Genomic DNA, 25,049 nt, shown 5'->3' on the forward strand with positions numbered 1-25,049 from the left:
TCTTATTTATTGTTTCTTGTGATTATTGTACCTGTGCTTTTATGGTACAGGTATAATAAGGGTAATTGTAATGACTATAGCATCGGGGTTCCTTTGCAGTAGGTTTGGGTTACGTCGTAGTTGTCTTCGAGGATGACAAGGTCTGCGTCGTAGCCGGTTACTATTTTGCCTTTGCGGTTGTCTGCACCGAGGCATCTGGCGGGGTTGATGGTGCAGGAGTTGAGGGCGGCGTCAAAGGGAACCATGGCTTGTTCAACCAGGATCTTGAGGCCTTTGTTCATGTTGAGGGTGCTTCCTGCTATGGTGTCGGTGCCTTTGAGTCTTGCCAGGCCGTCTTCGCCGATTTCGATGTCATGGCCGCCCAGCTGGTAGTTACCTCCGGGCGGGCAGTGTTTTGCGCGTAGGGAATCGCTTATCATGATGCTGTAGTCTCTTCCTTTGGCCTGGAAGAAGTTGTTGAGGGCGGCCAGGTGGGAATGGCAGCCGTCACAGATTATTTCGCCGTAGATGTCGCGGACTCTGAGGGCAGTGCCTACGAGGCCGGGTTTTCTGTGGTGGTAGGGTGTCATGCCGTTGTATACGTGGGTCATGCTGGTTGCGCCGTTGGCTATGCCCAGCATGGCTTGTTCGTAGGTGGCGGAGGAGTGTCCCATGCTGACTACCACGCCTGTTTCTCTGCAGTATCTGGTGAGGGCAAAGTTTTCGTCGTGTTCAGGAGCCATGGTGATGTATTTAATCAGTCCCTGTGCGGCCTCCTGGTACATTTTGAATTGTTCTACCGTGGCTTTTGCAATAGCTTCCGGCGGTTGCGCTCCTTTGTATTCCATGTCCAGATAGGGGCCTTCAAAGTGAACGCCCAGGATTTCGGCTCCTTCGTAGCCTTCGCTCACTACTGCTGCCACGTTTTTCAGGGCGGCGGTGAGTACGTCGGGCATCTGGGTTACGGTGGTGGGGAGGATGGCGGTTACGCCTTCTTCCGGTATGCGTTTCATCCAGTCACGCAGGCCTTCGGGTTCTGCATCGTTGGTGTCAAAGCCGTAGGCTCCGTGGGTGTGTACGTCAATAAATCCGGGGACAATGCGTTTGTCACCGTAATCTATGTCCGCTGCTTTGGTTCCATAGGGGAGGATGTCCGTAATTTTGCCGTTCTGCATTTCTATCTGCATGGCAAGAAACTGTCCGGCAATCCATACCCGTTTACTTTGTATTATCATATATTCCTCCTTGTTTTGCGGAGCAAAATGCGAGCTACCTGCGAGCAGAGGAATTTTCCTCCTTGTTTTGCGGAGCAAAATGCGAACCCCTCTGCGGGCAGAGGAATTTTCCTCCTTGTTTTGCGGAGTAAAATTCAGGTACTCAGATTTTGGAGAGTGCTGCTTCGTCTGCAACTACGATGGCGTCGCTGTGGAGCTGGAGTATGGAAGCGGGAACCTGAGGGGTTACAGGGCCGAAGAAGGCTTTTTTAACGATATCGGCTTTGTCTTCTCCACTTACCACTACCAGTACTTTCTTTGCCAGCATGATGGTTTTGATGCCCATGGTGTATGCCTGTTTGGGCACGTCATCGTAGGAAGCGAAGAAGCGCTGGTTTGCTTTGATTGTGGATTCTGTCAGGTCAACGCAGTGTGTTTCCAGTTCGAAGCTGTCTGAAGGCTCGTTGAAGCCGATATGGCCGTTGTGGCCCAGTCCCAGCAGCTGCAGGTCAATGCCGCCTACAGAAGCGATAACGTTGTTATAGTCTGCGCAGGCTTTTGCAGCATCGGGCTGTGTGCCGTCGGGCAGGTGGGTTCTTTCCTTATTGATATTGACATGTTTGAAAAGGTTCTCATTCATGAAGTAATAATAGCTCTGGTCGTTATCTCTGGTAAGTCCCTTGTACTCATCCAGATTCACGGAGGTTACTTCTGAAAAATCCAGATCGCCCTTGTTATACCATTCCACCAGCTGCTGGTAGGTGCCGATAGGGGTGGAACCGGTTGCCAGTCCCAGCACACAGTTGGGTTTCATAATAACCTGTGCGGAAATAATGTTGGCGGCTTTTCTACTCATATCCTTATAATCTTTAGCTTTGATAATCTTCATAATTATTGCTCCTTTTCTTGGTTTTAGTATGTACACTTTTATTATAATCTATTATACAGCCGTACACCAGCTTGTTCTATGTACAATCTGGTCTTTTTTTAACCATATTTGTCTGAAAAATCTTTATAACCAAATTCGGAAGCTCCTTTTACGGAGCTTCCGACTGTGCTAGGTGGGAATTTCTTGTAACGTCCGTGTGTTCCTTACAGCAGCTTCTTCATTTCATCTGCAACGAACTGGACTTTGGTGCCGACAATAACCTGAACAGATGTCTTGCTGGGCCTGATAACGCCTGCAACACCTGCAGATTTAATCTTCTTATCGTCAACCTTGGTATAATCTTTAATTTCAAGACGGAGTCTTGTAATACAGTTATCCAGAGATTTCACATTTTCTTTTCCGCCGAGTCCTTCCAGAACGATCTTGGCAACCGTTGTGAAGTCATCGTTGGCGAGGGTTACTTTCTTCTCAGCTTCCAGATCATCATCTTCACGGCCGGGAGTCTTCAGATTGAATTTTGTGATAACGAATCTGAATACCACATAGTAAATGATACCAACCACAACTGCGATCGGAATGATTAACCAGGGATTCTCAGCAAGAGGCAGGAAGGAGCTGAGAACAGCATCGATAGCGCCGCCGGAGAAAGAGAAGCCCAGTCTTACGGGCAGTGCAACGGTAATTGCTGCTGTAATACCAGCCAGCAGAGCATGAACTAAATACAGGCCGGGAGCCAGGAACATAAAGGAGAATTCGATAGGCTCTGTAACACCTGTGAAGAAGGAACAGAATGCTGCAGATGCGAGCAGACCGAATACCATCTTCTTCTTGTTGTCTTTTGCTGTATGGTACATAGCGAGACAGGCAGCGGGAAGACCGAGCATCATGAACGGGAAGAAACCTGTCATGTACATACCAGTCTGTCCAAAGGTACCTGTATTTCCCCAGAAGTTTCCAAGGTCGTTGATTCCCGCAACGTCGAACCAGAATACGGAGTTCAGTGCATGGTGCAGACCTACAGGGATTAACAGACGGTTCAGGAAGGTGTAGATACCTACGCCGATCGGGCCGAGTCCGGAAATAGCTTCGCCTACTGCAACCAGTGCTCCGTAAAGAACCGGCCATACGAAGAACAGGATACCTGTGAATACCAGGGATACCAGTGCTGTTACAATAGCAACGGCACGTTTGCCGCTGAAGAATGACAGCGCATCGGGAAGCTTGGTATTTTTGAATTTATTGTAGCAAACCGCACCAATGATACCGGCCAGGATACCGATAAACTGGTTATTGATTTTGCCGAACGCAGCAGCAGCTTCTTTACCGGTCAATGCGGAAACAACGCCGGAGCTGAGCAGGTTCTGGAACAGTAACATGGCAACCAGACCAGCCAGGGCTGCTGTGCCGTCATTGTCATCAGACATACCGATTGCAACACCAATTGCAAACAGCCATGCCATATTGTCGATCAGGGCGCCGCCTGCCTTGATCATGAACAGACCAAGTGTATAAGCGAAGCCTCCTGCCGTAAAACCGGCTACTTCACCGGCCATAGCCGCAGGTGCAAGGATGTATCCGATGCCCATCAGGATACCGCATACCGGCAGACAAGCAACCGGCAGCATCAGGGATTTACCCAGTTTCTGCAAATACTTCATCATAATTAAAAATGCCCCCTTCTTTTTTTTGCCCCGCCCTAGCTACGGAGCTTGTTTTATTCAAAAGGAATTCTCCTTCCTTTGGAATACAGCTTCAGTTACAGATTTTCCTTCATGAATGCTTCCAGCGCCTGTGCAGCTGCGTCTTCATCCGGACCTTCTATGGTAAATTTCACGGTCTGGCCCTGCTTAACGGCCATCATCATCAGAGACATGATTTTCTTTGCGTCTCCTTTTTTGGTTCCGTTATCAACGGATACCGTACTGGCAAACTCCGCGGCCTTCTTCACAAGAAGTCCTGCCGGTCTGGCATGGATTCCCAGTTCGTCTGTGATTGTATACTCGAATTCTTTCATGTTGCTGTCTCCCTTCTGTTTTTCATATCTATTCTTACCGCGTCCCGCTCATGGCAGGCCGGGCAGATACCATTTAATAAATTACCTCTCAGATATCCCTGACGGCCTTTCTGACACTGAGCACATAGGTGGGGGATACGGATAATTCATCCACTCCCATATCCACAAAGGTCTTGGTAAGCGTTGTATCGCTGGCAAGCTCTCCGCAGATGCCTACCCAGATTCCTTCCTTATGGCCATTTTCCACGGTCATCTTAATCAGACGCAGGATGGCTTCGTGATGGGAATCGTAAAAATTGTCAAGATTCTGATTCTGCCTGTCTATGGCAAGCGTATACTGGGTGAGGTCATTGGTGCCGATACTGAAAAATTCCACTTCCTTTGCCAGCTCATCGCTGATTACGGCGGCGGCAGGCGTTTCCACCATGATTCCCAGTTCTACACGGTTAAAGCTGATGCCTTCTTTGGTAAGTTCTGTTTTTACCTCTTCCACGATTTCCTTGATTTTCCTGATTTCCTTTACAGAAATAATCATGGGGAACATGATTGCCGCGGTTCCGAAGGCGGATGCCCTGTATATCGCACGCAGCTGTGTTTTGAATACCTCCGGCCTGTCAAGGCAGATCCGGATGGCCCGGTAGCCCATAGCCGGATTTTCCTCGTGGGGCAGCTTAAAATAGTCTACCTGTTTATCAGCGCCGATATCCAGCGTTCTGATAATTACCTTTTTGCCCTGCATTCTGGAAAGAACTTCCTTATATATAACGAACTGTTCTTCCTCAGTGGGATAATCTTCTCTTCCCAGATAAATGAATTCACTTCTGAAAAGTCCGATTCCACCCGCATCCGAATCCAGCACCTTATCCACATCGGATACATTTCCTATATTGGCATACAGATTGATTCTGCGTCCGTCGGTGGTTACGTTGTCTTTTCCCTTTAATTCCTGAAGCGCGGTACGCTCCTTTTCATATTCCATCTTCTTCTGTACGGATTTTTCCAGCACATCCTCTTCCGGATTGATGATGAAGGTTCCGCTGAAGCCGTCCACCACTGCCTTTGCTCCGCTGTATTCTTCCAGCAGGGCCACATCCGTCTGTACCAGCGCCGGAATATTCATGGACCTGGCCAGAATAGCCGTATGGGAGTTGGTGGAGCCGTGTTTGGTTACGATGGCAAGAATTTTGCTCTTATCCATCTGCACTGTTTCACTGGGGGATAAATCATCCGCCAGCAGAACCACCGGTTCCTCGGAAGCGATGCCTTCTTCTCCCACACCCGCCAGGATGCGGATAAGTCTCTTGGAAATATCCAGCACATCCGCAGAACGCGCTTTCATATATTCATCATCCATGCTTGCAAAAATACCAGCAAAATTTTCACCTGTGAGATTCACGGCAAATTCCGCATTCATTTTTTCATCCCGAATCAGGCCGCGGATGGAATCCAGATAATCGGCGTCATCCAGCATCATCTTGTGCACATCGAAAATCATGGCCTGCTCTTCTCCCGCTTCCTTCAGGGCCTTCTGATAAAGCTCCTCCAGCTGTTCGGTTGCGGTTTCCTTCGCCTTCTCCATTCTTTCGATTTCCGCTTCAGGATTTTCAATGGTTTCCTGCTTCAGGACATATTCCTGTTTTTTATACAGATATATTCTGCCAATGGCAATTCCCTTTAATACGCTCTTACCGGAACATTTAATCATTACGATTCCTCCCAGATAAAATTCAGTTATTTTTTAATTTCCAGACAGTCATCCCCCGGCTTTACGGCTATGCCGGTCTTTCCCTCTACGGAAGCAAAATCCGTGGTGTTGCAGACAATCATGGGAGTAATAACATCGTATCCGGCCTCTTTAATCTTCTCCAGGTCAGCCTCTACCAGCAGGTCTCCCTTTTTCACCTTTTTGCCGGCTTCGGTTTTAATGGTAAAATGCTGTCCGTTCAGCTGGACCGTATCCAGTCCGATATGAATCAGCAGCTCAATTCCATCCTCCGTGGTAAGCCCCAACGCATGCCCTGTAGGGAATACCGTGCTGATTTCACCGTCGGCAGGCGCGTAAACCTTTCCTTCCGCTGGGACAATGGCAATTCCCTTACCGAGAATTTCTTCACTGAAGGTGGGGTCGTTTACATTTTTTAACGGCACACATTCTCCGGCCATCGGCGCTCCGAGCATAATTCCTTTTTTCTTAAAAGCATCAAATAATCCCATTTTTCTATTCCTTCCCTTCTTTTATGATTCCTGTTTTCCTTTTGTCTGTATTGTATCGGTAAAGCCGCCGGCCTGTTTCAACTGAAGGGCCAGATAAATCTGCTCTTCCTCGGTCATATCGCAGCCATACTGCTCTTTCACATGTTTTTTTACTTTTTCCGCCAGGGCATAATCCCCTGCGCAATGATTCTTTACAAAATTGCTGAACACGATATCCTCACGGCCTTCCGCCGGCGGCAGGAGCAGCATCCGGTGTGCCAGAAATTTAAGATTGGACGCCAGTCTGTCACGGTACAGGGAATCCTCGGGCGGCAGCTTCAGATTATTCTCCAGAAGCTCCATCATGCTCTGAATCATGTTTGTCATGGCCCAGGTGTCCCTGACCTTGATATCAAACTCAGCATCCACCAGATGAATCGCAATGGAAGCTGCTTCGTCATCCGGGAGCCTGATTCCCGTCCGTTCCTCAATCAGCAGAAGCGCATGCATCCCGATTTCAAATTCCTGCGGGTAGAATCTTTTAATCTCCCGGTAAAGCGCATTGGAAAAATCCATGCCGTCCTTAAATCTTTCAATTGCAAAACCAATATGGTCTGTAAGCGTCAGATAAACATTCTGGCTCAGCTTGGTATTCAAATTCTTCCTGGCATAGGAAATGATATCCGCAGAAACCTGAATATATTCTAACGGCATGCTTGCAAGCAAGTCCTTAAAGCGTTCCCGCACGTCCTTGCTCTCCAGCCTGAATATTTTTTCAATGCCGTCCTCAGCCACTTCCTGACCGGTCTTTTTCTGAAAACCAAGGCCACGGCCCATAATTATAATCTCACTGCCATCCTGGTCCCAGGAGGATATGACGTTATTATTAATTATTTTCCCGATTATCATACCTGTCCTCTGCTTTGGGGATTCTGGATTTAATGCTGGCTTGTGGCTTGTCATCCGCTGTCCTGCCTGTAAACAGGCTTAAATGGCCTTTAATAAAAAAAACCAAATCTTATAAATTAACCACTCCGTTTGCACTCCACACGGAATACACACTATGACTAACTTATAAAATCTGGTTTTGCCTGCCTTACAGTAACAATCCAATCAATATTCAGCTTTTGTCCCTCATCTGAATTGAGCATATCAAACTTAACAATTGATGTCAAGTGTAATCAGGTAATTTCGTGTTATTTTAACAGTTTTACAGTTTATATTTTGTGCATAATGGTCAGGTGCAGGTGCCTTACATTTATTATTATACCACTCTTACCGACAAATATATCCAATAGCATTCTTTTTTACGGTATCACTTTCACGCAGCAGAGAATACCCGGAAAATATTTTTCTGTAAAAATTTTTCTGCCGAAACGTCATGAATCATGTTATAATATTTATCATACACTTATATCAATTACACAGTTAGGAGTTCTTATGAAAAAATCGAAATTAACCTGTATTCTTCTGGTTACGGCAGTTTTATGCTTCAGCTTTACAGGCTGCAGCAGGAATTCCGGGGAAGAGGCTTCCTCTGAAGAAATTCAAACAGATTATTCATCGGAAGAAAACAGTATTCCGGACAATATGGTTTCTCAGGCCGAAACCGCTCCGGCTCCCGAAGAAACGCCCTCTGCGCAGCAGCAGGCCCGTGATCTCACCGGACTGAAGCTGTCCATTCTTGGGGACAGTATCTCCACTTTTGACGGATATATTCCTACGGATTATAATATTTTTTATCCCGGGCACGGAGAAATTACAACGGTTGAGAATACCTGGTGGTTTCAGGTGCTTACCGCAACCGGCATGGAGCTGAATGCGAATGCCTCCTCCTCCAACACCACCATATCGGGAGATTCCAACGATACCACAGGAAGCGCTCCCGGCTGCAGCTTTAAGCGGATTAATGATCTGACTCCCGGCGACGATGGCCCCGCGCCGGATGTTCTCATTGTTTTCATGGGAACCAATGATTTTTTGAGAAGTGTGGAGCTGGGAAGCTTTACTGCGCCAGAGGCACAGCAGGAAGGCGAGGTTACGAATTTCTGTGATGCTTACGAGCTGATGATACAGAAGCTTGCCGCTTCCTTCCCCAATGCCCAGATTTATTTCTGCACCCTCCTGGAAACCAATGCGGGAGACGTGGACGATAATCCCCAGGGATTTCCTGCCACAAATGAAAAAGGCAATACCATAGCCGATTTTAATGCGGAGATCGCCACAATCGCTTCCGCCTATAATTATCCGGTTATTGACGTCCATAACTGCGGTATCACCTACGATACCCTGGGACAATATACAGGTGATGGCGTCCATCCCAATACGGAGGGCGCGAAGCTGATTGGCGACTACATTACCCACGCTTTATTATATTGATATCATACCTGCGTAAGAACTTGACAAACTCCTTTTCCCTGTGCTAACTTCTTTAATGGAAGACAAAAGAGAAAAGGAGTTTTTTGACATGAAAAAAGGAATCAGATTCGCAGCCCTTTCACTTGCTGCTTCTCTTATTTTTACGCTGCCACAGAATACGCTGTCTGTGGACGCAGCCGTAAATCCCCCGCTCAAAACAGTAGAGTCCTCCAATGTTCCCACAAAATATACGGGGCTTAAGCTCTCTATTTTGGGAGACAGCCTGTCTACCTTCAATGATTATATTCCAAGGGATTATAACATCTTCTATCCGGGCAACAGCGGTATACCCATGGTAGAAGGGACCTGGTGGTATCAGGTTCTGAATGCTACCGGGATGCGCTTATGTACGAATGCATCCTCAGCCAATACCAATGTAACCGGCAGCTCCGTAGCCACAGACGGTTCTGCTCCCGGCTGCAGTTTCCGAAGAATTATGGATCTGCGTGATATCGACGGTTCTGCTCCTGATGTGATAATTATTTATATGGGAGTAAATGATTTTGCCCGTGATATCCCCCTTGGCACCTTCCAGTCCCCTTCCATTCAGGCAGAAGGCATACCTGCCACCTTCAGCAGCGCCTATGAGCTGATGCTCCAGAAAATTAAAGCGCTGTATCCGAACGCTGCAGTTTACTGCTGTACACTGTTTGCCCGTGACCCGGGGCTCAGGGATAAGAACAACACGCCCGTTAACAGGAATGGAAATACGCTGATGGACTTCAATAAACAGATCAAAGCCATCGCTTCCGCATACGGCGCTTCTGTTATTGATGTATATAACTGTGGCATTACCTATGAGAACCTGTCCGTTTTTACCAGTGACGGCGTTCATCCCAATCTTCCCGGCGCACAGCTTTTTGCCAACTGTGTTACAGCTGCCCTGCTGAATTCCTGACAAAAGGATTCATCTGGAAATAAGGCACTTAAATACATATCAGACAAAAAAACTCCTGCCGCTGTTCCGTGGAAGAAAGCGTGCAGGAGTTTTTATAGCTGTTTTTTATTTTTTTTAATCCGTGTTTTTATCCACGTTTCTTAATCTGTTCTTTTTATTCTCCGCCTTGTATTTATTACTTCTTTACTGCTCTTCTATTCATTCCTGATAGCCGCCAGGGGACTCAGCCGCATAGCCCGAAGAGACGGGAAGAAGCCTGCCACCATGCCAACCAGAATCGCGAATACAAGGGATAGCAGTGCCAGCCATGGAGGGATATAGGACAGCGTCATCATATTCCCCATAGATGCTACAATCTTGTTAATCACAATGGATACCCCAAAACTGAACACCAGCCCCACAAGTCCGCCAATCAGGCCGATGAATCCGGCTTCCATCAAAAACATCATCTGGATATTCCGCAGATCACAGCCCAGCACCTTCATAATGCCGATTTCCTTGGTACGTTCATAAATGGACATCATCATGGTGTTGGTAATACCGATAGCCGCTACCAAAAGGGATACCGCGCCGATGCCGCCCAGCACAAGCTGCACATAGCCATACTGCGTCTGCATTGCCTGTACCCATTCCGCGTTGCTGGATGCCTGATATCCCATTGCGTTGATGGCGCTCTGGACCTCAGACACATTTTCCATATCATCCACATCCACGTAAATCTGACTGTAATAAATCTCTTTATAAGGCTTTCCTGACTTCGTTGTTGGCTGGCCGGGAATAGCCTTATTCTTGAAAATGCGCTTCAGTTCTGTTTTCAGGGCGTCTATGTCACAGTAAACCTCATAGCTGTATCTGCTCCAGTCCTCCGGCCCGCCTTCCACCATACCACAGGTGCTAATCAAATACTTTTTCGGCGGCGGCGTCTTGACGCTTGCCGAGCTCCCCTGAGTGCTGCTGTATTTGCTGTTGTAATAGGCATTGGTGTCAAAAATAACGAATATCGGATCCTTCATTAAATCTACCGGCGGCAGCTCTCCCTTTTCATAATAGGGATAGCTTCCTGTCCGGGAGTTGGAAAAACTCTGCAGAACCATATTTCCATAAAAAAATTCAAGCTTTTCCGCATCCTTCTGAGGAAAGTTTCCTTCTCCCAGCGGGATTTTCATTGCTTCAAAGGCTTCTGCCGTCATTCCCTGCACCCTGAAATTTCCTTCGTAAATCCCGCTCTTGGCTATCACATCCACATTCAGGACCGGCGATACCAGATTCACATGGGGAAGCGCCTTAAGGGTCTCCACCAGCTCGTCATCCAGCCGCTTCTCTTCCTTCTCCTTCTCCGAAGAGGAGGTGCTTTCGGCAATCGCCATCCCGGAGGAATAAAATCCATTGCCGCCGGCCATATTCACCGTCACCGCTGTAAGGCTGCCATAGGACTCCATTTCCTCCATAGAAGACTTATTCAGGCCAAGTCCCAGTGAAACCATTACCACAATAGAGGCCACGCCGATGGTTACTCCCAGGACGGTCAGCAGGGTACGCACCTTTCTCTTCCACAGGCTGCTGCTGCTAAGCCGCAGCAAATCCAAAAATTTCATATCTGTACCTGCTTTCAGTTAGTCTTCATCTTTTGTGTCCAGTAACTCCTCTTCCAGTTTCAGGGCAGCCGCTTTTTTCTTTTTCTTTCTTATGACAGTAATTACGACAATCAGTACGATTACAGCAGCCGCAGCTACAATTCCAATGATAACCGGCAGGCTGACTCCCTTCTGCCCATTCTCCTCAGGCATTTCCGGCATCATGGGTTCATCAAAGGTTTCTTCATATACATCAATGGTAAATTCCCGTACGAAGCTGACTTCCTGCCCGGATTCATTTTCAAAGGAAACCCTTGCAATAATTGTTCCGTCATCCGCCGTAGGCGCCACCGCAGTCAGCATGGAGTCCACGTTTCCTGTTTCGCCCGGCTTCAGAGTACCTAAGAAGGTGTCCCCGCCTTCTATGGAATCCCCTTCGTATTTTACCTGAAGGTTATAAAAGGTTGTCTTGCCCGTGTTATAAATACTGAACATAACATTGGACTGATTGCCCACGGAAATGCTGGCCGGCATGGCTTCAATCGTGCTCGTGTCGTATTTTGCCTCCTGCAGTACAGGTACGGAAACCTTTGCTTCATCCGTAAGGTCAATATCCTTGCCCGCATCATATTTCATCTTAACCGTAATAACGTAGGGCTTCTGTGTAAGATCCGTCTTTGCCGTCATCTCAATATTAATATCAAATTCATTGCCGGGGCCGATGGAATCCGTATATACGGAACTGGAACCGGAGGTGGGAAGAAATACGGCATAGGTGGTATTGGCCTCTGTGCCGCTCTCCACCGCCTGCATGTCAAAAAGCACATTATTGACAGCTTTATCCTTAGAGGTATTCTTTACGTGGATTGTCACCAGGAAGGTGTCACCCGCGTAAACTTCCTTGGGGTTCGTTTCAAAGCCGGTCACAATGATCCGGGGCTTGGATTCCACAGCGCCGTCATCGCCGCCGATATGGCCTGCTCCGGGCTTTCCCTGGGTATATACATAAACATTAAGCTCCACAGGCTCTTCGCATCTGACTCCGGCCTTGGTATACCATACCTGAAATTTCAGAGGATAATAGCCTGTCATCACATCTTCCCGTACTGAAAACTGAAAGGTCAGTTCCCTTCTTGCAAACATACCTGCTTCATAATTTCCCCCGAAAGGATTCCCGGGTATTTCGGCAAAGGACTGCCCGTAGCCGGTGGTATCAGGCTCAAACGGCCATTCCTTGACATCGTTGGAAACCACAGGGCTGACCACCAGATCCGTCAGTTCCTCGCTGCCCAGGTTAATGATGGGAAGGACAATGGAAACCTGCTGCCCATAGCTTACGGAAGGAGTCTCCCAGTTATTCCCCACCTGCAAAAATTCCGTCGTGGGCTTGGTCACGGACACATCCGGCACAACAGCGTCCAGTTTGGCCTTCATCTCACCGACGTAAGCCCACAGCTCACTGACGCTCATTTCCGTATTGGCAATGTAATATACGGCGCTGTAAAAGGTATCGTTCAGCTTTTTCAGCGTGTATTCATCAGGATTCGTCCTTTTCAGTATGCTGTCCATATGCGCCTTCAGCTGCGCATCCGCATCCGCCCGGTCGTCATCGGTAATTACATTCGGCGAGGAACGGTCAATGGTATTGCCGCTTGTGGAAGTGGCGTACACTTCTCCCAAACCGTTAGAAGCAGGAATAAGCATTGAAAATACCATAATGGCGCATGTTAAACTGATGATACTGATGATTTTTTTTCTTCTGTTCATTTTCTTCCCCTCTTGTATTTCTTAAGCTTTCTGTGCGGCAGGTTCCTCCGCTTTATTCCGGTTGTCCTCTATCTTAACGATCTTCCCGTCAATAATATGAAAAATCCTGTCGGCAAAGCCGGCCAGATAGTTATCATGAGTTACCATAACCAGCGTCTGCTTCTGTTCCCTGACAACCTTCTGCATCAGCTCCATCACCTCTCTTGAGGTATTGGAATCCAGGTTTCCAGTAGGCTCGTCCGCAAAAATAATCTCCGGATTCACCACCAGCGCCCTGGCCACGCCCACGCGCTGCTGCTGGCCGCCGGACATCTGTGTGGGCTTATGCTTCTTATGCTCCTTCAGCCCTACCATATCCAGAACCCTGGAGGCCCTTTTCATACGGATATCCTTGTCCACGCCCTGAAAGGTCAGGGGAAGCGCCACATTTTCCACCGCATTCATGGTTCCCATCAGATTAAAGGACTGGAAAATGAAACCGATATGCTCCCTGCGGAACTTTACCAGCTGGTTCTCCGTCTTATTTTCCATGTGCTCCCCGGCAATGATAATCTCACCCTTCGTCGGCTTCTCCAGACCGGCAAGCATGTTCAAAAGCGTTGACTTACCGGAGCCTGAGGTACCCACGATGGAGCAGAACTCTCCTTTGTAAATCTCCAGATTCACTCCGTCCAGGGCGCGCACATGGCTGTCTCCCACACGGTAAACCTTATATAAATTCTTAACCTGTATAACAGGCCTGGCCTGAGTTCCCATGCGTTCCTCTCTTCTGCCGCCCTCCGGCAGCGCTTTTTCATCTGTCTACGACATTATAGCATACTACAATAGCTTTTCCTATTTAAGATTTTTTTAATATTCATAGACCTTTTTGTATTTTTTCACCTGAAACAGTGCCAGGACCAGCGTCGCGCATTCGGCGGCCGGAACCGCCAGCCACAGTCCGTTCATCTGCCAGATCCAGGAAAACAGCAGAATTCCCGCTACCGTAAACCCAAAGGTCCTGATCATGGAAATCATGGCAGAAACCTTTCCATTTGACAGTGCCGTAAACAGCGAAGAAATAAAAATATTCATACCGGCAAACAGGTAGTTGACGGAATATATGAGATAGCCATGATAGGTCAGCTCATTGGCCGCAGTTCCGTCAGGCAGAAACAGGCCGATAAGAGGCTTTGCCAGCACGATTGCCGCGCCTGTCATCAAAAGGGAACAAAAAGCCATGCTCCTCATACAGATACCAAACACCATATGCAGCTGCTCCTTATTCCTGCTGCCGTAATTATAACTGATAACCGGCGCCACACCGTTGGAAAATCCCAGGAATACCGCCGTAAAGAAAAACTGGGTATACAAAACCACCGTAACCGCCGCCACGCCGTCCTCTCCTGCGAAATGCATCATGAGCAGATTCATCAGCCAGGTAATCACACTTGCCGCCAGGTTGCTCACCATTTCCGAAGAGCCGTTCAGACAGCTTTCCACCAGCACGTCCGCCCGCAAGGCCGCCTTTACAAAATAAAGCTCCGTTCTTGGTTTCCAGAAATAAAAAAGTGCGAAAACAGGAACTATGGAATATCCAACCGCAGTCGCCCATGCCGCGCCCGCAATCCCCCAGCCGAAAACCGCGATAAAGACATAATCCAGTACCATGTTGGCCAGGCCGGAAAGAATCGTCAGCCCCAGCCCCAGATTGGGTTTTCCCGCCGTTACAAACAAAACGCCCAGCGTGGTCTGCAGAAGCTGCGGCGCCATAAAAGGCAGGAGCACAAGCATGTATTCCCTGCAGTAGCCCATAAGCCTGTCACTTGCGCCCATCAGCTTTAACAGCGGCTCCAGGAACACCGTACAGATCACGGTGAACAAAATACCCACAATCAGCCCAAATAAAAGTATCCTTGTAAAATTTTTTCTTGCTTCCTCTCCTTCTCCGATTCCAAGCTGCCTTGCAATAACGGCGCTGCCGCCGGTTCCCAGCATAATCCCGATACCCACCGCCAGGCCGATGAGCGGATAAACGATATTAATGGCGGACAGGGCATCCGCCCCCACATATCTGGAAACGAAAAAACCGTCTACCATGGTATACAGGGACATAAATACCATCATTACAATCGTGGGAAAAGCAAAGCCCAGCAGGGTCCTTGCATTAAATTTCTGTGATATTGAGTGACTCATACTTTTTTCCTCCTTTCGGGCGGCTGTCAGTCCTTTATACTTGCCAGCCCCGCAAAAGCCTACTATAATGTATGGAGTAACCCCATAGTCAACTTTTTTATTAAATTCAGAAACTGTCCAAAGAGGGAATTTCAAATGAATAACAATGCAAAACCGCTTTTTACCACCGGTGAATTCGCAAAGCTTTGTAACGTACGCAAGGATACGCTTTTTTACTATGACGAGATAGGACTTCTGAAGCCGGAAATTATTCAGGATAACGGCTACCGCTATTATTCGGCAAATCAGCTGTACTTATTTGATGTTATCTCCATGCTGAAGGAATGCGGAACGCCGCTCAAAGAAATCCGGAAATATATTACTGAAAGGAACCCGGAAGCATTTCTGGAGCTTCTGGAAGAAAATGACAAGCTTCTCACCCGGGAAATGAACAGGCTTGCGCATATCCACCGCCAGATGAGCAATACGATGGCTCTGACACGGCAGGCTCTGCAGCTTGAATATAATAAACCTTATCTGCGGGAAAGCCCGGAGGAATATTTTATCGCCATGCCCTTTTCCACCGATTCCGACAATTACGAAAGCAACATTTCAGCCACCGTAGTGCGCCTTTTGAATTATTTTCATGAAAATATGGCCGGAGAAGAATTTCCGCTGGGTACCATCATCCTGAAGGATAATCTGTGCCGGGACAGTTTTCAGGAAGATTATTACTGCCGCCGGATTTCTTCCCCGGTCCCCGATCCTCTGCTTTTTATCAAGCCTGCCGGTACCTATGCGCTTATAAATCATAAGGGCTCCTATGAAACTATTGCAAAATCCTACCAAATGCTGAAGGCCTACATAAAAGAATCCGGCTGCTCCATAACCGGCAACGCATATGAACATGAGCTGCTTAACTATCTTGCAACCGGACAGGCCGAAAATTATGTAATTGAAATTTCCATCCAGGTGGAATAGCCTTTTGCTCCGGATGCTGCACGCCGCTGTTCAGGAATAAAGGAAATAGCCTGCGGCTCCGGTAAGAAGCATCAACGCAATCGGCCCCAGCTTCTTTCCTCTTGTCTTAGGAAAAAGCGGCATGATTATTTTAGGCAGCAGTAAAGCCGCCAGGAAAAGGGAAATACTCCGCCAATCGGCATCCGCCAGGGTTACCGTATCCGGCTGTGAGCTTCCGAAAAAAGTGAGCAGGATAATTGTGCCGGCAGCTGATAGAATCAATCCGCAGGAAGCCGCTTTCAATCCCTTCAGAAGCTCAGACATATAATAGGAACTGCGGTTTTTCTGAAAGAAACGGTATAATAAGAGGGAAAAAAGGATTCCTCCCGCCACACAGCCCACCGTGGCCGCAGCAGCCCCGGCAATGCCGTCTGTCCGAAAGCCTGCAAAGGTGGATGCATTCACCGCCAGAGGCCCTGGTGTCATCTGTGAAATCGTAACGATATCCGTAAACGTCTGTTCCGTCAGCCAGCCGTATTTTCTGACTACCTGTTCCTGAATCAGCCCGATAACGGCATAGCCTCCTCCAATACTGAAAGCCCCTATCTGCAAAAATGCCAAAAACAGCTTCAACGCCAAATCCATCACTGCTCCCCCCTTTCCCCTGTTTTTACTTCCGCAACCGTAACTTCCGCTTTTTCACGGCGCAGCCAGGCCCGCAGTATACACAGACCTGCGCATAAAATCAGGACCAGCGCCGCGTTCCATTTTCCGATAAAACAGGCCGCGAAAATCCCTGGTATCATAAGATCAAACAAAAGGGTGCGCTCCTTCCATACAGTCCTGCACATATCCACCGCCGTTTCCGCTATCAGTACCGCCGCCCCGGCCTGCATCCCCTTCAGTACCGCCGCCATTGCCTGATTGGCAATAAATGCCTCATAGCTGCGGGAAATCACCGCCATAATCAGAAAAGGCGGCAGCACGGAAGCCGTTGCACTGGTGATCGCACCTAAAACCCCCGCGGCCCGGTATCCTGTTACCGCCGCAAGGTTCACGGCTATTGCTCCCGGAACAGACTGTGACACTGCCGCCATTTCCATCAATTCGTCTTCTCCGAATAATTTCTTGTGCAGCACAAAATATTTCCTTACCATAGGCACCACAACATAGCCGCCTCCAAATGTAAACGCACTGATAAACATATGGATTCCCAGCAGCCACAGGCACAAACTTCCTTTTTTACCACGCATGATTAATTCCTCCCATCCGCCTATTATATCGCTTGTAACCTCATTAATAAAATGATATATTTTAATCAGATCAATTACTTTTATTCATGGTAAAAAATTAAGGAAGGCTTTAATATGACAATCAGGCACATGGAAATACTGAAAACCATCGCGGAAACCGGAAGCTTTACCAAAGCTGCCCGGGTTCTGTATATCACCCAGTCTGCCATATCCCACGCCGTGCGGGAGCTGGAGGAAGAAAGCGGAACCGTTCTTTTTGACAGACTTTCTAAAAGTGTAAGGCTGACGGAGGCAGGAAGTCTCCTCCTCCGGGAAACCCTGCCTGTTCTCGCCGCCTGTAATGCTCTGGAAAAAAGGATGAGGCACCTGGAACAGCACGCACCTGTCCATCTGGTTTCCAGCATCACCATTGCCACCTACTATCTGCCCTGCGCGCTCCGGTCTTTTTCACTTACCCACCCGGATATCTCCATATCCGTAGACGTGGTCAGCGCCGCAAATGCCCTTCTCGTTTTACAGGCGGGAGAAGCGGATTTTGCGCTGATTGAAGGTCTCCCTCCCCAGGGGCCCTATGTCAGCATCCCCTTTTCTTCCTATCCGCTGAAGGCCGTCTGCTCCCCGGGCTATCGCTGCAGCAAACAACCGCTGACGCTTTCCGCACTTTGCCAGGAAAAACTTCTTCTGCGGGAAAAAGGAAGCGCTATCCGGGATGCCCTTGACAGCGCACTCTACCTGCATGGCCTTACGGCCCATCCAGCCTGGACCAGCGTCAATTCACCGGCTCTCATCGAGGCTGCCAAAGCAGGGCTTGGCATTGCCGTACTGCCGGATATCCTTGTGGAAAACGCCCTGGATAAGGGCGAACTGGCCGTACTGGATATCACGGATATGGAATTGATCAACCAGCTGCTGCTTGTCTTCCATAAGGATAAATATCTCTCCGAACCGCTCACAACTCTGATGCAGTGCATAACACAAAAACAGGCAGAAAAAAAGCACCCTGTTACGGATGCTTAGTTTGGTTTACGCTTTGTATTCGGCCCCATTCCCTCCCTGCGGGAATTGTGGGTCTGATTCTGGTTCTCCGGCTTTACCTTTTCCGTAATGCTGTTGAACATTTCATTTGATTTCTTCTGCGCAAGCTTTTCTTTTTTTTCCTTATCCATTTCTGCCTTCCTTTCCTGCACCTGCTGCCTGGCTGCCTTAACAGGATTCCGATATAAATTACAGCGCCTTCCATATCAGTATACGGAAAAAGGGACGGATTATACAAGGAAAACAAATGAATACAGGCAACAATCCCCTGCCCCTGCCATATTATAATTTAAAGTTTTTTCAAGAGCGGTAATATGACAACAGAAAAATTTACTCTTATTTTTTCGGAATTGATTCCAAATATTATACGAATGAATTTGTTGCCCATTTATGGGAAGAAAGCGCAGATAAGGAATATAAACGCTGCGGCATCTATGTGACGGCCCGGAAAGCATCCTGCTTTATCCGTTTGGAACAAGAAGCATCCCTCTCCTTACATCCTCTTCTGTGCCAGTATACAGTACCATTCAAAATCATCTATGGGCAGGCTGCATTGTAAGGGGAAGTTTGCCATTTGCCTGATCTCATAGCCCATCTCCACAAGCGTATTGGACAATACTTCTCTTTTAATCGGAAAATAGGTCTCTTCAAAAATTTCCCTTTGGATAATCTGCATTTCCTTTTCAAAAGAATACACTATATTGAAGGTTATTCTCCCGTCTTCAATATAATCCCAAACCTGAAAAGAATCTATCCGCACGTCTTTTTCATAATATGGCGGATAAAAATAAAAACGCTGATGTTCCCTGATTATTTTATCCCAGTTTCGTGTATCAATATAAATATAGCCTCCTGACCTGACAAGAAGATCCATTTTATGCAGGGTATCAACCACTTCTTCATTCGGAACATAGGGCAACGAATTGCCGGTACTCATTACACAATCATATTTTTTATTTGTATTTTCGTTAATCCGGCGAAAATCAGATGAAAACAGTTCCACAGACACCCCTTTTTCCTGTGCTTTTTGTCTGCATTTATTCAGCATGACAGGATTTAAGTCTGAACCAGTCACTTTTTTCCCAAGCTCTGCCAGCTGTAATGTGAGATTTCCAGTTCCGATGCTGCAATCTAAAACCGTATCTATCTTAGCATTGCCTAAAAGACGCTCCCAATGCTCCCTGACCACCTGCCATTTTCTTTCGTCAAATCCCAAATCATATATTTCAGCTTTATCATAAATCGAAGGCATATTTTTTCTCCCAATTTACACATATTTGTTTTTTTATATCTTAATAAACGTTATAGCATGATAACTATTTTATTATATCTCTGCCATTATCTGCTATGTATCTTCATTAGTTACTCATCTGTTGTCTTTCCCATCCCGGTAATGCGCCTTTTAAAGCTGCGAACAAAAATCCCAGTGCAACGGCCAGCACAATATGGGAAATCCCGGCAATACCTGAAATGGAGGCATCCGCCCCCTTTGCAGGCACTATGCCCAAAACCTGTATAATCCCACGGATTATAAGCATTACTGCCATTAGAGGAAGTCCAATGTTATACAACACAAGGAAAATCCGGAAGCTGCGCTGTTCTGTTAAACCACCGGATTTAGCAAACAACGCTAATATAAGGAACAGAGCCATTCCCAATACCATAAAATGAACATGCGCAAATGCCAGCGCCGTCCTTCCCTCATAGCCATTAATTTTGGTAAATTCACGGTAAAAAACACCGCATACCATTGCTAAAATAAAATAAAGCAAAGACAGATTCAACATTTTTCTCATTTTGTAACCCTCTCCTTTATCAGCCCGGCAAATTACATACTACTAAATATATAAAGAGCAATATGAACATCGTTCATTATATTATGTTTTTTACCATATGTCAATACTTTTTATGTATATGCAGCTTGTTTTTTCATCATTAAGACTACATTTTTACAATATTCGAATTATTTATTCCATTTTTTTCTACAATAAATTACAGTACATTCACTTTTTTTTCGTAAAAATGACATTTTTATTGAATATTTTCTTGATTCTCCATTTAATATGTGCTAATCTAAAATTGATATTAATAATAATTATCAATATAAGAAAGGGGTGTATTTATGGAAAATAAGAAACTGACTAATGAGGCAGGGGCACCGGTAGCAGAAAATGAGCATTCGCTGACAGCAGGTCCCCGTGGCCCAGTCATGCTTCAGGATGTCTGGCTGCTTGAAAAACTGGCTCACTTTGACAGAGAAGTCATTCCTGAACGCCGTATGCATGCTAAAGGCTGGGGAGCCTACGGAACGCTTACCGTTACCCATGACATTTCCCAATGGACAAAAGCCAAGGTTCTCCAGCCAGGGGCCAAGACAGATTTGTTTATTCGATTTTCAACGGTAGCCGGTGAACGCGGCGCCGCTGACGCAGAAAGAGATATCCGCGGTGTAGCTGTAAAGTTCTACACTGAAGAGGGGAACTGGGATTTGGTAGGCAACAATACACCGACCTTCTTCCTGCGTGACGTACATAATTTCCCGGATTTGAACCGTGCCGTAAAACGCGATCCCCGGACAGGTATACGTTCCGCCCAAAATAACTGGGATTTCTGGACTCTGCTTCCGGAAACCTTCCACCAGACTACTGTTGTCATGTCAGATCGGGGTATTCCCGCTTCTTTCAGGCATATGCATTTTTATGGAGAACATACCTTCTCCTTCTACAATGATAAAAATGAACGTGTATGGTGCAAGTTCCACTTTAAAACCCAGCAGGGAATCAAAAACCTTACGGATGCGGAAGCGGAAGCCCTCATCGCCAAAGACAGGGAAAGCCATGGCAGAGATTTGTATGAAGCGATTGAACGAGGCGATTATCCGCGCTGGACAATGTATGTACAGATCATGACAGAAGAACAGGCCCTCAAACACTACGAAAATCCGTTCGACATCACAAAAATCTGGAGGCATAGCGAGTATCCGCTCCATGAAGTCGGCGTTCTGGAACTTAACAGAAACCCGGAGAACTTTTTTGCGGAAGTTGAACAGGCGGCCTTCACCCCTGCCCACGTAGTACCCGGTATCGGTTTTTCCCCGGACAAATTCCTGCAGGGCCGGCTTTTTGTTTACGGTGATGCGCAGCGGTACCGCCTGGGCGTTAACTACAATCAAATTCCTGTAAACCGCCCTAAAACAGAAGTTCATGACTTCCACCGTGACGGATTAATGCGCACCGACGGAAATTATGGAGGATTACCGGCTTATTCGCCCAACAGCCAGGGAGAGTGGGCAGCCCAGCCGGAAGTTATGGAACCGCCGTTGGATCTGGCAGGCGCAATGTATGCCTATGATCCCCAGGATGATCCCACAGATGACTGTTTCCGTGCAGGCGGCGACCTGTGGCGTATAATGACAGACGAGCAGAAAGATCTGCTCATTGAGAACACGGCACGCAACATTGAACCTGTAACTGAAAACATCAAATATCGCCATGCAGTTCACTGCTACTGGGCGGATCCTGCCTACGGAGAGCGGATCACCGCAGCTATGGGCCTTGATATGGGAAAGGTTCTTGAGCTTGCTAAGGGAAATCACAAGAGCCTGATTGAAGCAACGCTGAACGCCTGAATTTCTGAGTTCTCCGCCCTGACAACCGTTTAACTCATTGACCTTACACAGAAATAAGTCCGGAATGATAGATTCATGCCGGACTTATTTTTTTCTGCATCCAAGAGATATATTTTGGTGTATCCATGAGATATCTTGACAAAACATACATATGCATTTAAATTAAAAAGAAGGAAAATGTTCGCATTAAGTATGCAGAACCAGATAAAAAATTCAGAATCAGGAGGCAACACAAATGGGATTATTTTCAAAAAAGCCAAAAGAACTGGAGTATGACACAGCAGACTGTGTAAATAAGAAAACCCGCATGCGCGAATTGTTTAATGAAGCGGTAGCTGACGGGGACACCTATGAAATCCTCCATGCCACAGAAACAAGTTCCAAGTTTGAAAAGGGCTTTGTATTCAACACAAATACCACAACTTTCTACTACTATATCCTGGGATATAGAAAAAGCGACTGCAAAATTGTCCTGGTGCAGACAGACCGCGAACTGACCCGGCACAGTGACGCGTTTTTCGTGGATATGGATGCCGTTGTAAACGTATATTATAACCCCAAGCAGGTTCAGGCCTGCCTAATCTACAAAAAGGGATACAGCAGTTATGGAGAAATATTGACTATTGAAGACATCGGCAGCAAGACAATGTATGGTATTGCCAACATGGTCCAGAAAGAGGAGCGGGAGGCGTTCCTTGACTTTCTTGAAAGCGTGCGCAGCCGCCTGGAGCAGGCTGGTTATAAGCTGGACAAGTGGAAACGGCAGTAAATTCTCTGTCTGTGCAAATTAACATATTGCCCACTCGTTAGAATAGTAATCCTGAATAAAAAATATTTACGTACAAAAAAACCGGAACCATTGGTTTTACATGGTTCCGGCTTTTTATACACTGCCGGCGGCGGGACTTGAACCCGCACGTGGTTGCCCACAACAGATTTTGAGTCTGCCTCGTCTGCCATTCCGACACGCCGGCGCATCGGCTGATTGGAATTCCAATTCAGCCGAAATTTATAATACCATATCTGGCCATTTATGACAAGAGTTTTATTCCTGAAAATCAAATTTCTTATAAATATCAAAACAGTCAAAGGTAGCAAAATAATCCTTTGGCGTCTCCGCTCTCCGTATCAGCTGTACCTCTCCGTTTTCCTTCAGAAGCAGCTCCGCGGATTTCAGCTTGCCGTTATAATTATATCCCATGGCAAAACCATGGGCCCCCGTATCATGGATTACAAGGTAATCTCCCATATCAATCCTGGGAAGCATTCTGTCTATGGCAAATTTATCATTATTTTCACAAAGCGACCCCGTCACATCATATTTGCAGTCACAGGGAAGGTCTTCTTTTCCAAGTACCGTAATATGGTGATATGCGCCGTACATGGCAGGGCGCATGAGATTTACGGCACAGGCGTCACAGCCGATATATTCCTTGTGTGTATGCTTTTCATGGATCGCCTGCGTTACCAGATGTCCGTAAGGCGCCATCATAAATCTTCCCAGCTCCGTATAAATAGCCACATCTCCCATCCCAGCAGGCACAAGAACCTCTTCAAATACCTTTCTCACACCTTCTCCAATGGCCAGAATATCATTTTCAGCCTGTTCAGGAAGATAAGGGATCCCTATCCCTCCGGACAGATTAATAAAACGAATATCCGCGCCGGTTTCCTTCTCCAGCCTGACTGCCAGCTCAAACATTTCCTTTGCCAGCATGGGATAATATTCATTCGTCACCGTATTGCTTGCAAGAAAAGCATGGATTCCGAAATGCTTCACGCCTTTTTCCTTCAGCATACGGAAGCCTTCAAACATCTGCTCCGTGGTAAAACCGTATTTCGCATCTCCCGGATTATCCATGATACTGTTGCTTATTTTAAAAACACCGCCCGGGTTATAACGGCAGCTCATCATTTCCGGAAGTCTGCCCAAAATATCCTCCAGAAATTCTATATGCGTAATATCATCCAGATTGATGGTAGCGCCCAGCTTAGCGGCATAGGCGAACTCCTCCGCAGGCGTATCATTGGAGGAAAACATGATATTTTCACCGGTCACCCCCATCGCTTCGCTCAGCATCAGCTCCGTCAGGGAAGAACAGTCACAGCCGCAGCCATAATCTCTTAAAATATCTATCAGAAACGGATTGGGCGTGGCTTTTACCGCGAAAAATTCTTTATATCCTTTGTTCCATGAGAATGCCTCTTTCAGCCTTGCGGCATTTTCACGGATTCCTTTCTCATCGTATATATGAAAGGGGGTGGGATAAGTTTTTGCAATCTCCTCCACCTGTGCTTTCGTTACGAATGGTACTTTGTTCATTTTATGCTTCTCCTTTTGCTTTCTTTTTCTTTCCGGTAAGTTCAATCAGCTTTATCTCATTGCGCATCGCTTCCTTCAGCGCATCCACAAATACCCTCTGCCCGGAATAGAGGCAGATGTCCCTGGGACTGCCGGTCAGTTCCCCCGTCAACACATACCTGGAATCGGAAATCAGGCGCACCTGTTCTTCCTTTCCCTCTGTTTTATAGCTGACCGCGCCCTTCAGCTTCTCAGGCACCTTATCCGTGAGCAGGACCACCTTAATCCTGCGCTGCAGCAACGCTGCAATATCGCTTTCCATCCCGGAAAGCCTGGCCCCGGATGCCGAAAGGTAAATTCTTTTTTCCGCCTGCTCCATCATATGATGCATTTTGTCCAGGATCTGCTGCTCTCCCACAATAGTGATGTAGCCGTCGCTTGGCTCATCGGCCGCAGGCATATTCTCCTTCAGCCACTTCTTAGTATTTTCCATCATACGCAGTTTATTATCGCAGAATTCTTCCACCGGCACAGCCATGTATTTACTGCTGTTTCCTTCCAGAAGATAAGCGGCGCCCTTTTCAGCCAGCCCGGCCAGCGCATTATAGACATTGGAACGGGAAATCCCGGTGAGCTTCGCCGCCTCATAGCCTGTCAATATACCATTTCTGTACAGACACAGATAAATAGAAGCCTCCTGCCTCGTCAGACCGAATACCATCAGCTTTTCGATAAAACTCATCTCATCCATAAGTATCCTCTTTCCCGCCC

25 protein-coding genes and 1 tRNA gene are annotated in these 25,049 nt (G+C 47.1%); 7 read left to right on the plus strand and 19 right to left on the minus strand.

Going from position 1 to position 25,049, the window contains the following annotated elements:
- Positions 1-74: 74 nt before the first annotated feature.
- The 7 genes from nagA to HMPREF1548_RS22230 all read right to left on the minus strand — a co-directional run bounded on the left by nagA (position 75) and on the right by HMPREF1548_RS22230 (position 7,198).
- Positions 75-1,214: an N-acetylglucosamine-6-phosphate deacetylase gene (gene nagA / locus HMPREF1548_RS22200; RefSeq protein WP_025490209.1), complete on the minus strand. Its 1,140-nt coding sequence runs from the start codon at positions 1,212-1,214 to the stop codon at positions 75-77.
- A gap of 142 nt (positions 1,215-1,356) precedes the next feature.
- On the minus strand, positions 1,357-2,082 hold the full coding sequence (nagB, locus tag HMPREF1548_RS22205; RefSeq protein WP_021638865.1) for a glucosamine-6-phosphate deaminase: 726 nt from the start codon (positions 2,080-2,082) through the stop codon (positions 1,357-1,359).
- A 203-nt stretch (positions 2,083-2,285) separates the two neighbouring features.
- Positions 2,286-3,743 carry an N-acetylglucosamine-specific PTS transporter subunit IIBC gene (gene nagE, locus HMPREF1548_RS22210; RefSeq protein ID WP_021638866.1) on the minus strand — a complete coding sequence of 486 codons (1,458 nt, stop codon included), beginning with the start codon at positions 3,741-3,743 and terminating at the stop codon, positions 2,286-2,288.
- Between the two features lie 95 nt (positions 3,744-3,838).
- Complete coding sequence (locus HMPREF1548_RS22215; protein ID WP_021638867.1) at positions 3,839-4,096, minus strand: HPr family phosphocarrier protein; 258 nt, start codon at positions 4,094-4,096, stop codon at positions 3,839-3,841.
- Positions 4,097-4,184: 88 nt separating this feature from the next.
- Positions 4,185-5,801: a phosphoenolpyruvate--protein phosphotransferase gene (gene ptsP, locus HMPREF1548_RS22220; RefSeq protein WP_021638868.1), complete on the minus strand. Its 1,617-nt coding sequence runs from the start codon at positions 5,799-5,801 to the stop codon at positions 4,185-4,187.
- 26 nt (positions 5,802-5,827) lie between these two features.
- Positions 5,828-6,310: a PTS sugar transporter subunit IIA gene (locus HMPREF1548_RS22225; protein ID WP_021638869.1), complete on the minus strand. Its 483-nt coding sequence runs from the start codon at positions 6,308-6,310 to the stop codon at positions 5,828-5,830.
- A 21-nt stretch (positions 6,311-6,331) separates the two neighbouring features.
- Positions 6,332-7,198 (minus strand): PRD domain-containing protein, encoded by an 867-nt coding sequence (locus HMPREF1548_RS22230; RefSeq protein ID WP_025490211.1) that lies wholly within the window; start codon positions 7,196-7,198, stop codon positions 6,332-6,334.
- A 531-nt stretch (positions 7,199-7,729) separates the two neighbouring features.
- On the opposite strand from HMPREF1548_RS22230, the gene HMPREF1548_RS22235 reads away from it, so the two are divergent.
- Positions 7,730-8,668 (plus strand): SGNH/GDSL hydrolase family protein, encoded by a 939-nt coding sequence (locus HMPREF1548_RS22235; RefSeq protein WP_021638871.1) that lies wholly within the window; start codon positions 7,730-7,732, stop codon positions 8,666-8,668.
- Positions 8,669-8,756: 88 nt separating this feature from the next.
- Positions 8,757-9,605, plus strand: coding sequence for an SGNH/GDSL hydrolase family protein (locus tag HMPREF1548_RS22240; RefSeq protein ID WP_035323430.1), 849 nt, complete (start codon positions 8,757-8,759; stop codon positions 9,603-9,605).
- 194 nt (positions 9,606-9,799) lie between these two features.
- Here the strand turns inward: HMPREF1548_RS22240 and HMPREF1548_RS22245 are convergent, their stop codons facing one another.
- The 4 genes from HMPREF1548_RS22245 to HMPREF1548_RS22260 all read right to left on the minus strand — a co-directional run bounded on the left by HMPREF1548_RS22245 (position 9,800) and on the right by HMPREF1548_RS22260 (position 15,121).
- Positions 9,800-11,200 carry an ABC transporter permease gene (locus tag HMPREF1548_RS22245; RefSeq protein ID WP_021638873.1) on the minus strand — a complete coding sequence of 467 codons (1,401 nt, stop codon included), beginning with the start codon at positions 11,198-11,200 and terminating at the stop codon, positions 9,800-9,802.
- Between the two features lie 18 nt (positions 11,201-11,218).
- Positions 11,219-12,946 carry a COG1361 S-layer family protein gene (locus HMPREF1548_RS22250; protein ID WP_021638874.1) on the minus strand — a complete coding sequence of 576 codons (1,728 nt, stop codon included), beginning with the start codon at positions 12,944-12,946 and terminating at the stop codon, positions 11,219-11,221.
- Positions 12,947-12,967: 21 nt separating this feature from the next.
- Positions 12,968-13,702 carry an ABC transporter ATP-binding protein gene (locus HMPREF1548_RS22255; protein WP_021638875.1) on the minus strand — a complete coding sequence of 245 codons (735 nt, stop codon included), beginning with the start codon at positions 13,700-13,702 and terminating at the stop codon, positions 12,968-12,970.
- Between the two features lie 93 nt (positions 13,703-13,795).
- Complete coding sequence (locus HMPREF1548_RS22260) at positions 13,796-15,121, minus strand: MATE family efflux transporter (RefSeq protein WP_025490215.1); 1,326 nt, start codon at positions 15,119-15,121, stop codon at positions 13,796-13,798.
- Between the two features lie 135 nt (positions 15,122-15,256).
- Between HMPREF1548_RS22260 and HMPREF1548_RS22265 the strand changes: the two genes are divergently transcribed.
- Positions 15,257-16,081, plus strand: a complete 825-nt coding sequence (locus HMPREF1548_RS22265) for a MerR family transcriptional regulator (protein ID WP_021638877.1) — start codon at positions 15,257-15,259, stop codon at positions 16,079-16,081.
- A gap of 30 nt (positions 16,082-16,111) precedes the next feature.
- Here HMPREF1548_RS22265 and HMPREF1548_RS22270 read toward each other — a convergent pair whose 3' ends face one another.
- A complete protein-coding gene (locus HMPREF1548_RS22270) occupies positions 16,112-16,705 on the minus strand; it encodes a chromate transporter (protein ID WP_021638878.1) in 594 nt (197 codons plus the stop codon).
- Positions 16,705-17,313 (minus strand): chromate transporter, encoded by a 609-nt coding sequence (locus HMPREF1548_RS22275; protein WP_021638879.1) that lies wholly within the window; start codon positions 17,311-17,313, stop codon positions 16,705-16,707. Before HMPREF1548_RS22275 ends, HMPREF1548_RS22270 begins: the two co-directional genes overlap by 1 nt.
- 114 nt (positions 17,314-17,427) lie before the next feature.
- Here HMPREF1548_RS22275 and HMPREF1548_RS22280 point away from each other — a divergent pair, with 114 nt between their 5' ends.
- A complete protein-coding gene (locus HMPREF1548_RS22280; RefSeq protein ID WP_021638880.1) occupies positions 17,428-18,330 on the plus strand; it encodes a LysR family transcriptional regulator in 903 nt (300 codons plus the stop codon).
- On the opposite strand, the gene HMPREF1548_RS30135 is transcribed toward HMPREF1548_RS22280, so the two are convergent.
- A complete protein-coding gene (locus HMPREF1548_RS30135) occupies positions 18,327-18,479 on the minus strand; it encodes a hypothetical protein (RefSeq protein WP_181970139.1) in 153 nt (50 codons plus the stop codon). The two genes, HMPREF1548_RS22280 and HMPREF1548_RS30135, sit on opposite strands and share 4 nt — an antisense overlap.
- 218 nt (positions 18,480-18,697) lie before the next feature.
- Here HMPREF1548_RS30135 and HMPREF1548_RS31065 point away from each other — a divergent pair, with 218 nt between their 5' ends.
- Positions 18,698-18,907, plus strand: a complete 210-nt coding sequence (locus tag HMPREF1548_RS31065) for a hypothetical protein (RefSeq protein WP_502690643.1) — start codon at positions 18,698-18,700, stop codon at positions 18,905-18,907.
- Here the strand turns inward: HMPREF1548_RS31065 and HMPREF1548_RS22285 are convergent.
- Entirely contained in the window at positions 18,842-19,600 is a 759-nt protein-coding gene (locus HMPREF1548_RS22285; protein ID WP_021638883.1) for a class I SAM-dependent DNA methyltransferase, read from the minus strand. The two genes, HMPREF1548_RS31065 and HMPREF1548_RS22285, sit on opposite strands and share 66 nt — an antisense overlap.
- Positions 19,601-19,706: 106 nt before the next feature.
- Entirely contained in the window at positions 19,707-20,144 is a 438-nt protein-coding gene (locus tag HMPREF1548_RS22290; protein ID WP_021638884.1) for a DUF2871 domain-containing protein, read from the minus strand.
- Positions 20,145-20,470: 326 nt separating this feature from the next.
- Here HMPREF1548_RS22290 and HMPREF1548_RS22295 point away from each other — a divergent pair, with 326 nt between their 5' ends.
- A complete protein-coding gene (locus tag HMPREF1548_RS22295; RefSeq protein WP_021638886.1) occupies positions 20,471-21,976 on the plus strand; it encodes a catalase in 1,506 nt (501 codons plus the stop codon).
- Between the two features lie 235 nt (positions 21,977-22,211).
- The gene (locus tag HMPREF1548_RS22300) at positions 22,212-22,745 is read left to right on the plus strand and encodes a hypothetical protein (RefSeq protein ID WP_021638887.1); all 534 of its coding nucleotides are present in this window, start codon (positions 22,212-22,214) and stop codon (positions 22,743-22,745) included.
- Positions 22,746-22,867: 122 nt separating this feature from the next.
- Here the strand turns inward: HMPREF1548_RS22300 and HMPREF1548_RS22305 are convergent.
- The 3 genes from HMPREF1548_RS22305 to HMPREF1548_RS22315 all read right to left on the minus strand — a co-directional run bounded on the left by HMPREF1548_RS22305 (position 22,868) and on the right by HMPREF1548_RS22315 (position 25,029).
- A tRNA-Leu gene (locus HMPREF1548_RS22305) sits at positions 22,868-22,950 on the minus strand.
- Positions 22,951-23,021: 71 nt separating this feature from the next.
- Positions 23,022-24,299 carry a diaminopimelate decarboxylase gene (locus HMPREF1548_RS22310; RefSeq protein ID WP_021638888.1) on the minus strand — a complete coding sequence of 426 codons (1,278 nt, stop codon included), beginning with the start codon at positions 24,297-24,299 and terminating at the stop codon, positions 23,022-23,024.
- A 1-nt stretch (position 24,300) separates the two neighbouring features.
- Positions 24,301-25,029 (minus strand): TrmB family transcriptional regulator, encoded by a 729-nt coding sequence (locus HMPREF1548_RS22315; protein ID WP_021638889.1) that lies wholly within the window; start codon positions 25,027-25,029, stop codon positions 24,301-24,303.
- Positions 25,030-25,049: the final 20 nt, after the last annotated feature.

Source organism: Clostridium sp. KLE 1755, assembly GCF_000466465.2.
GTDB lineage: Bacteria > Bacillota > Clostridia > Lachnospirales > Lachnospiraceae > Eisenbergiella > Eisenbergiella porci.

Coding starts and splice junctions, on each gene's coding strand:
- nagA (WP_025490209.1), bottom strand. CDS start 1,214: ATGATAATACAAAGTAAACGGGTATGGATTGCCGGACAGTTTCTTGCC.
- nagB (WP_021638865.1), bottom strand. CDS start 2,082: ATGAAGATTATCAAAGCTAAAGATTATAAGGATATGAGTAGAAAAGCC.
- nagE (WP_021638866.1), bottom strand. CDS start 3,743: ATGATGAAGTATTTGCAGAAACTGGGTAAATCCCTGATGCTGCCGGTT.
- HMPREF1548_RS22215 (WP_021638867.1), bottom strand. CDS start 4,096: ATGAAAGAATTCGAGTATACAATCACAGACGAACTGGGAATCCATGCC.
- ptsP (WP_021638868.1), bottom strand. CDS start 5,801: ATGATTAAATGTTCCGGTAAGAGCGTATTAAAGGGAATTGCCATTGGC.
- HMPREF1548_RS22225 (WP_021638869.1), bottom strand. CDS start 6,310: ATGGGATTATTTGATGCTTTTAAGAAAAAAGGAATTATGCTCGGAGCG.
- HMPREF1548_RS22230 (WP_025490211.1), bottom strand. CDS start 7,198: ATGATAATCGGGAAAATAATTAATAATAACGTCATATCCTCCTGGGAC.
- HMPREF1548_RS22235 (WP_021638871.1), top strand. CDS start 7,730: ATGAAAAAATCGAAATTAACCTGTATTCTTCTGGTTACGGCAGTTTTA.
- HMPREF1548_RS22240 (WP_035323430.1), top strand. CDS start 8,757: ATGAAAAAAGGAATCAGATTCGCAGCCCTTTCACTTGCTGCTTCTCTT.
- HMPREF1548_RS22245 (WP_021638873.1), bottom strand. CDS start 11,200: ATGAAATTTTTGGATTTGCTGCGGCTTAGCAGCAGCAGCCTGTGGAAG.
- HMPREF1548_RS22250 (WP_021638874.1), bottom strand. CDS start 12,946: ATGAACAGAAGAAAAAAAATCATCAGTATCATCAGTTTAACATGCGCC.
- HMPREF1548_RS22255 (WP_021638875.1), bottom strand. CDS start 13,702: ATGGGAACTCAGGCCAGGCCTGTTATACAGGTTAAGAATTTATATAAG.
- HMPREF1548_RS22260 (WP_025490215.1), bottom strand. CDS start 15,121: ATGAGTCACTCAATATCACAGAAATTTAATGCAAGGACCCTGCTGGGC.
- HMPREF1548_RS22265 (WP_021638877.1), top strand. CDS start 15,257: ATGAATAACAATGCAAAACCGCTTTTTACCACCGGTGAATTCGCAAAG.
- HMPREF1548_RS22270 (WP_021638878.1), bottom strand. CDS start 16,705: ATGGATTTGGCGTTGAAGCTGTTTTTGGCATTTTTGCAGATAGGGGCT.
- HMPREF1548_RS22275 (WP_021638879.1), bottom strand. CDS start 17,313: ATGCGTGGTAAAAAAGGAAGTTTGTGCCTGTGGCTGCTGGGAATCCAT.
- HMPREF1548_RS22280 (WP_021638880.1), top strand. CDS start 17,428: ATGACAATCAGGCACATGGAAATACTGAAAACCATCGCGGAAACCGGA.
- HMPREF1548_RS30135 (WP_181970139.1), bottom strand. CDS start 18,479: ATGGATAAGGAAAAAAAAGAAAAGCTTGCGCAGAAGAAATCAAATGAA.
- HMPREF1548_RS22285 (WP_021638883.1), bottom strand. CDS start 19,600: ATGCCTTCGATTTATGATAAAGCTGAAATATATGATTTGGGATTTGAC.
- HMPREF1548_RS22290 (WP_021638884.1), bottom strand. CDS start 20,144: ATGAGAAAAATGTTGAATCTGTCTTTGCTTTATTTTATTTTAGCAATG.
- HMPREF1548_RS22295 (WP_021638886.1), top strand. CDS start 20,471: ATGGAAAATAAGAAACTGACTAATGAGGCAGGGGCACCGGTAGCAGAA.
- HMPREF1548_RS22300 (WP_021638887.1), top strand. CDS start 22,212: ATGGGATTATTTTCAAAAAAGCCAAAAGAACTGGAGTATGACACAGCA.
- HMPREF1548_RS22310 (WP_021638888.1), bottom strand. CDS start 24,299: ATGAACAAAGTACCATTCGTAACGAAAGCACAGGTGGAGGAGATTGCA.
- HMPREF1548_RS22315 (WP_021638889.1), bottom strand. CDS start 25,029: ATGGATGAGATGAGTTTTATCGAAAAGCTGATGGTATTCGGTCTGACG.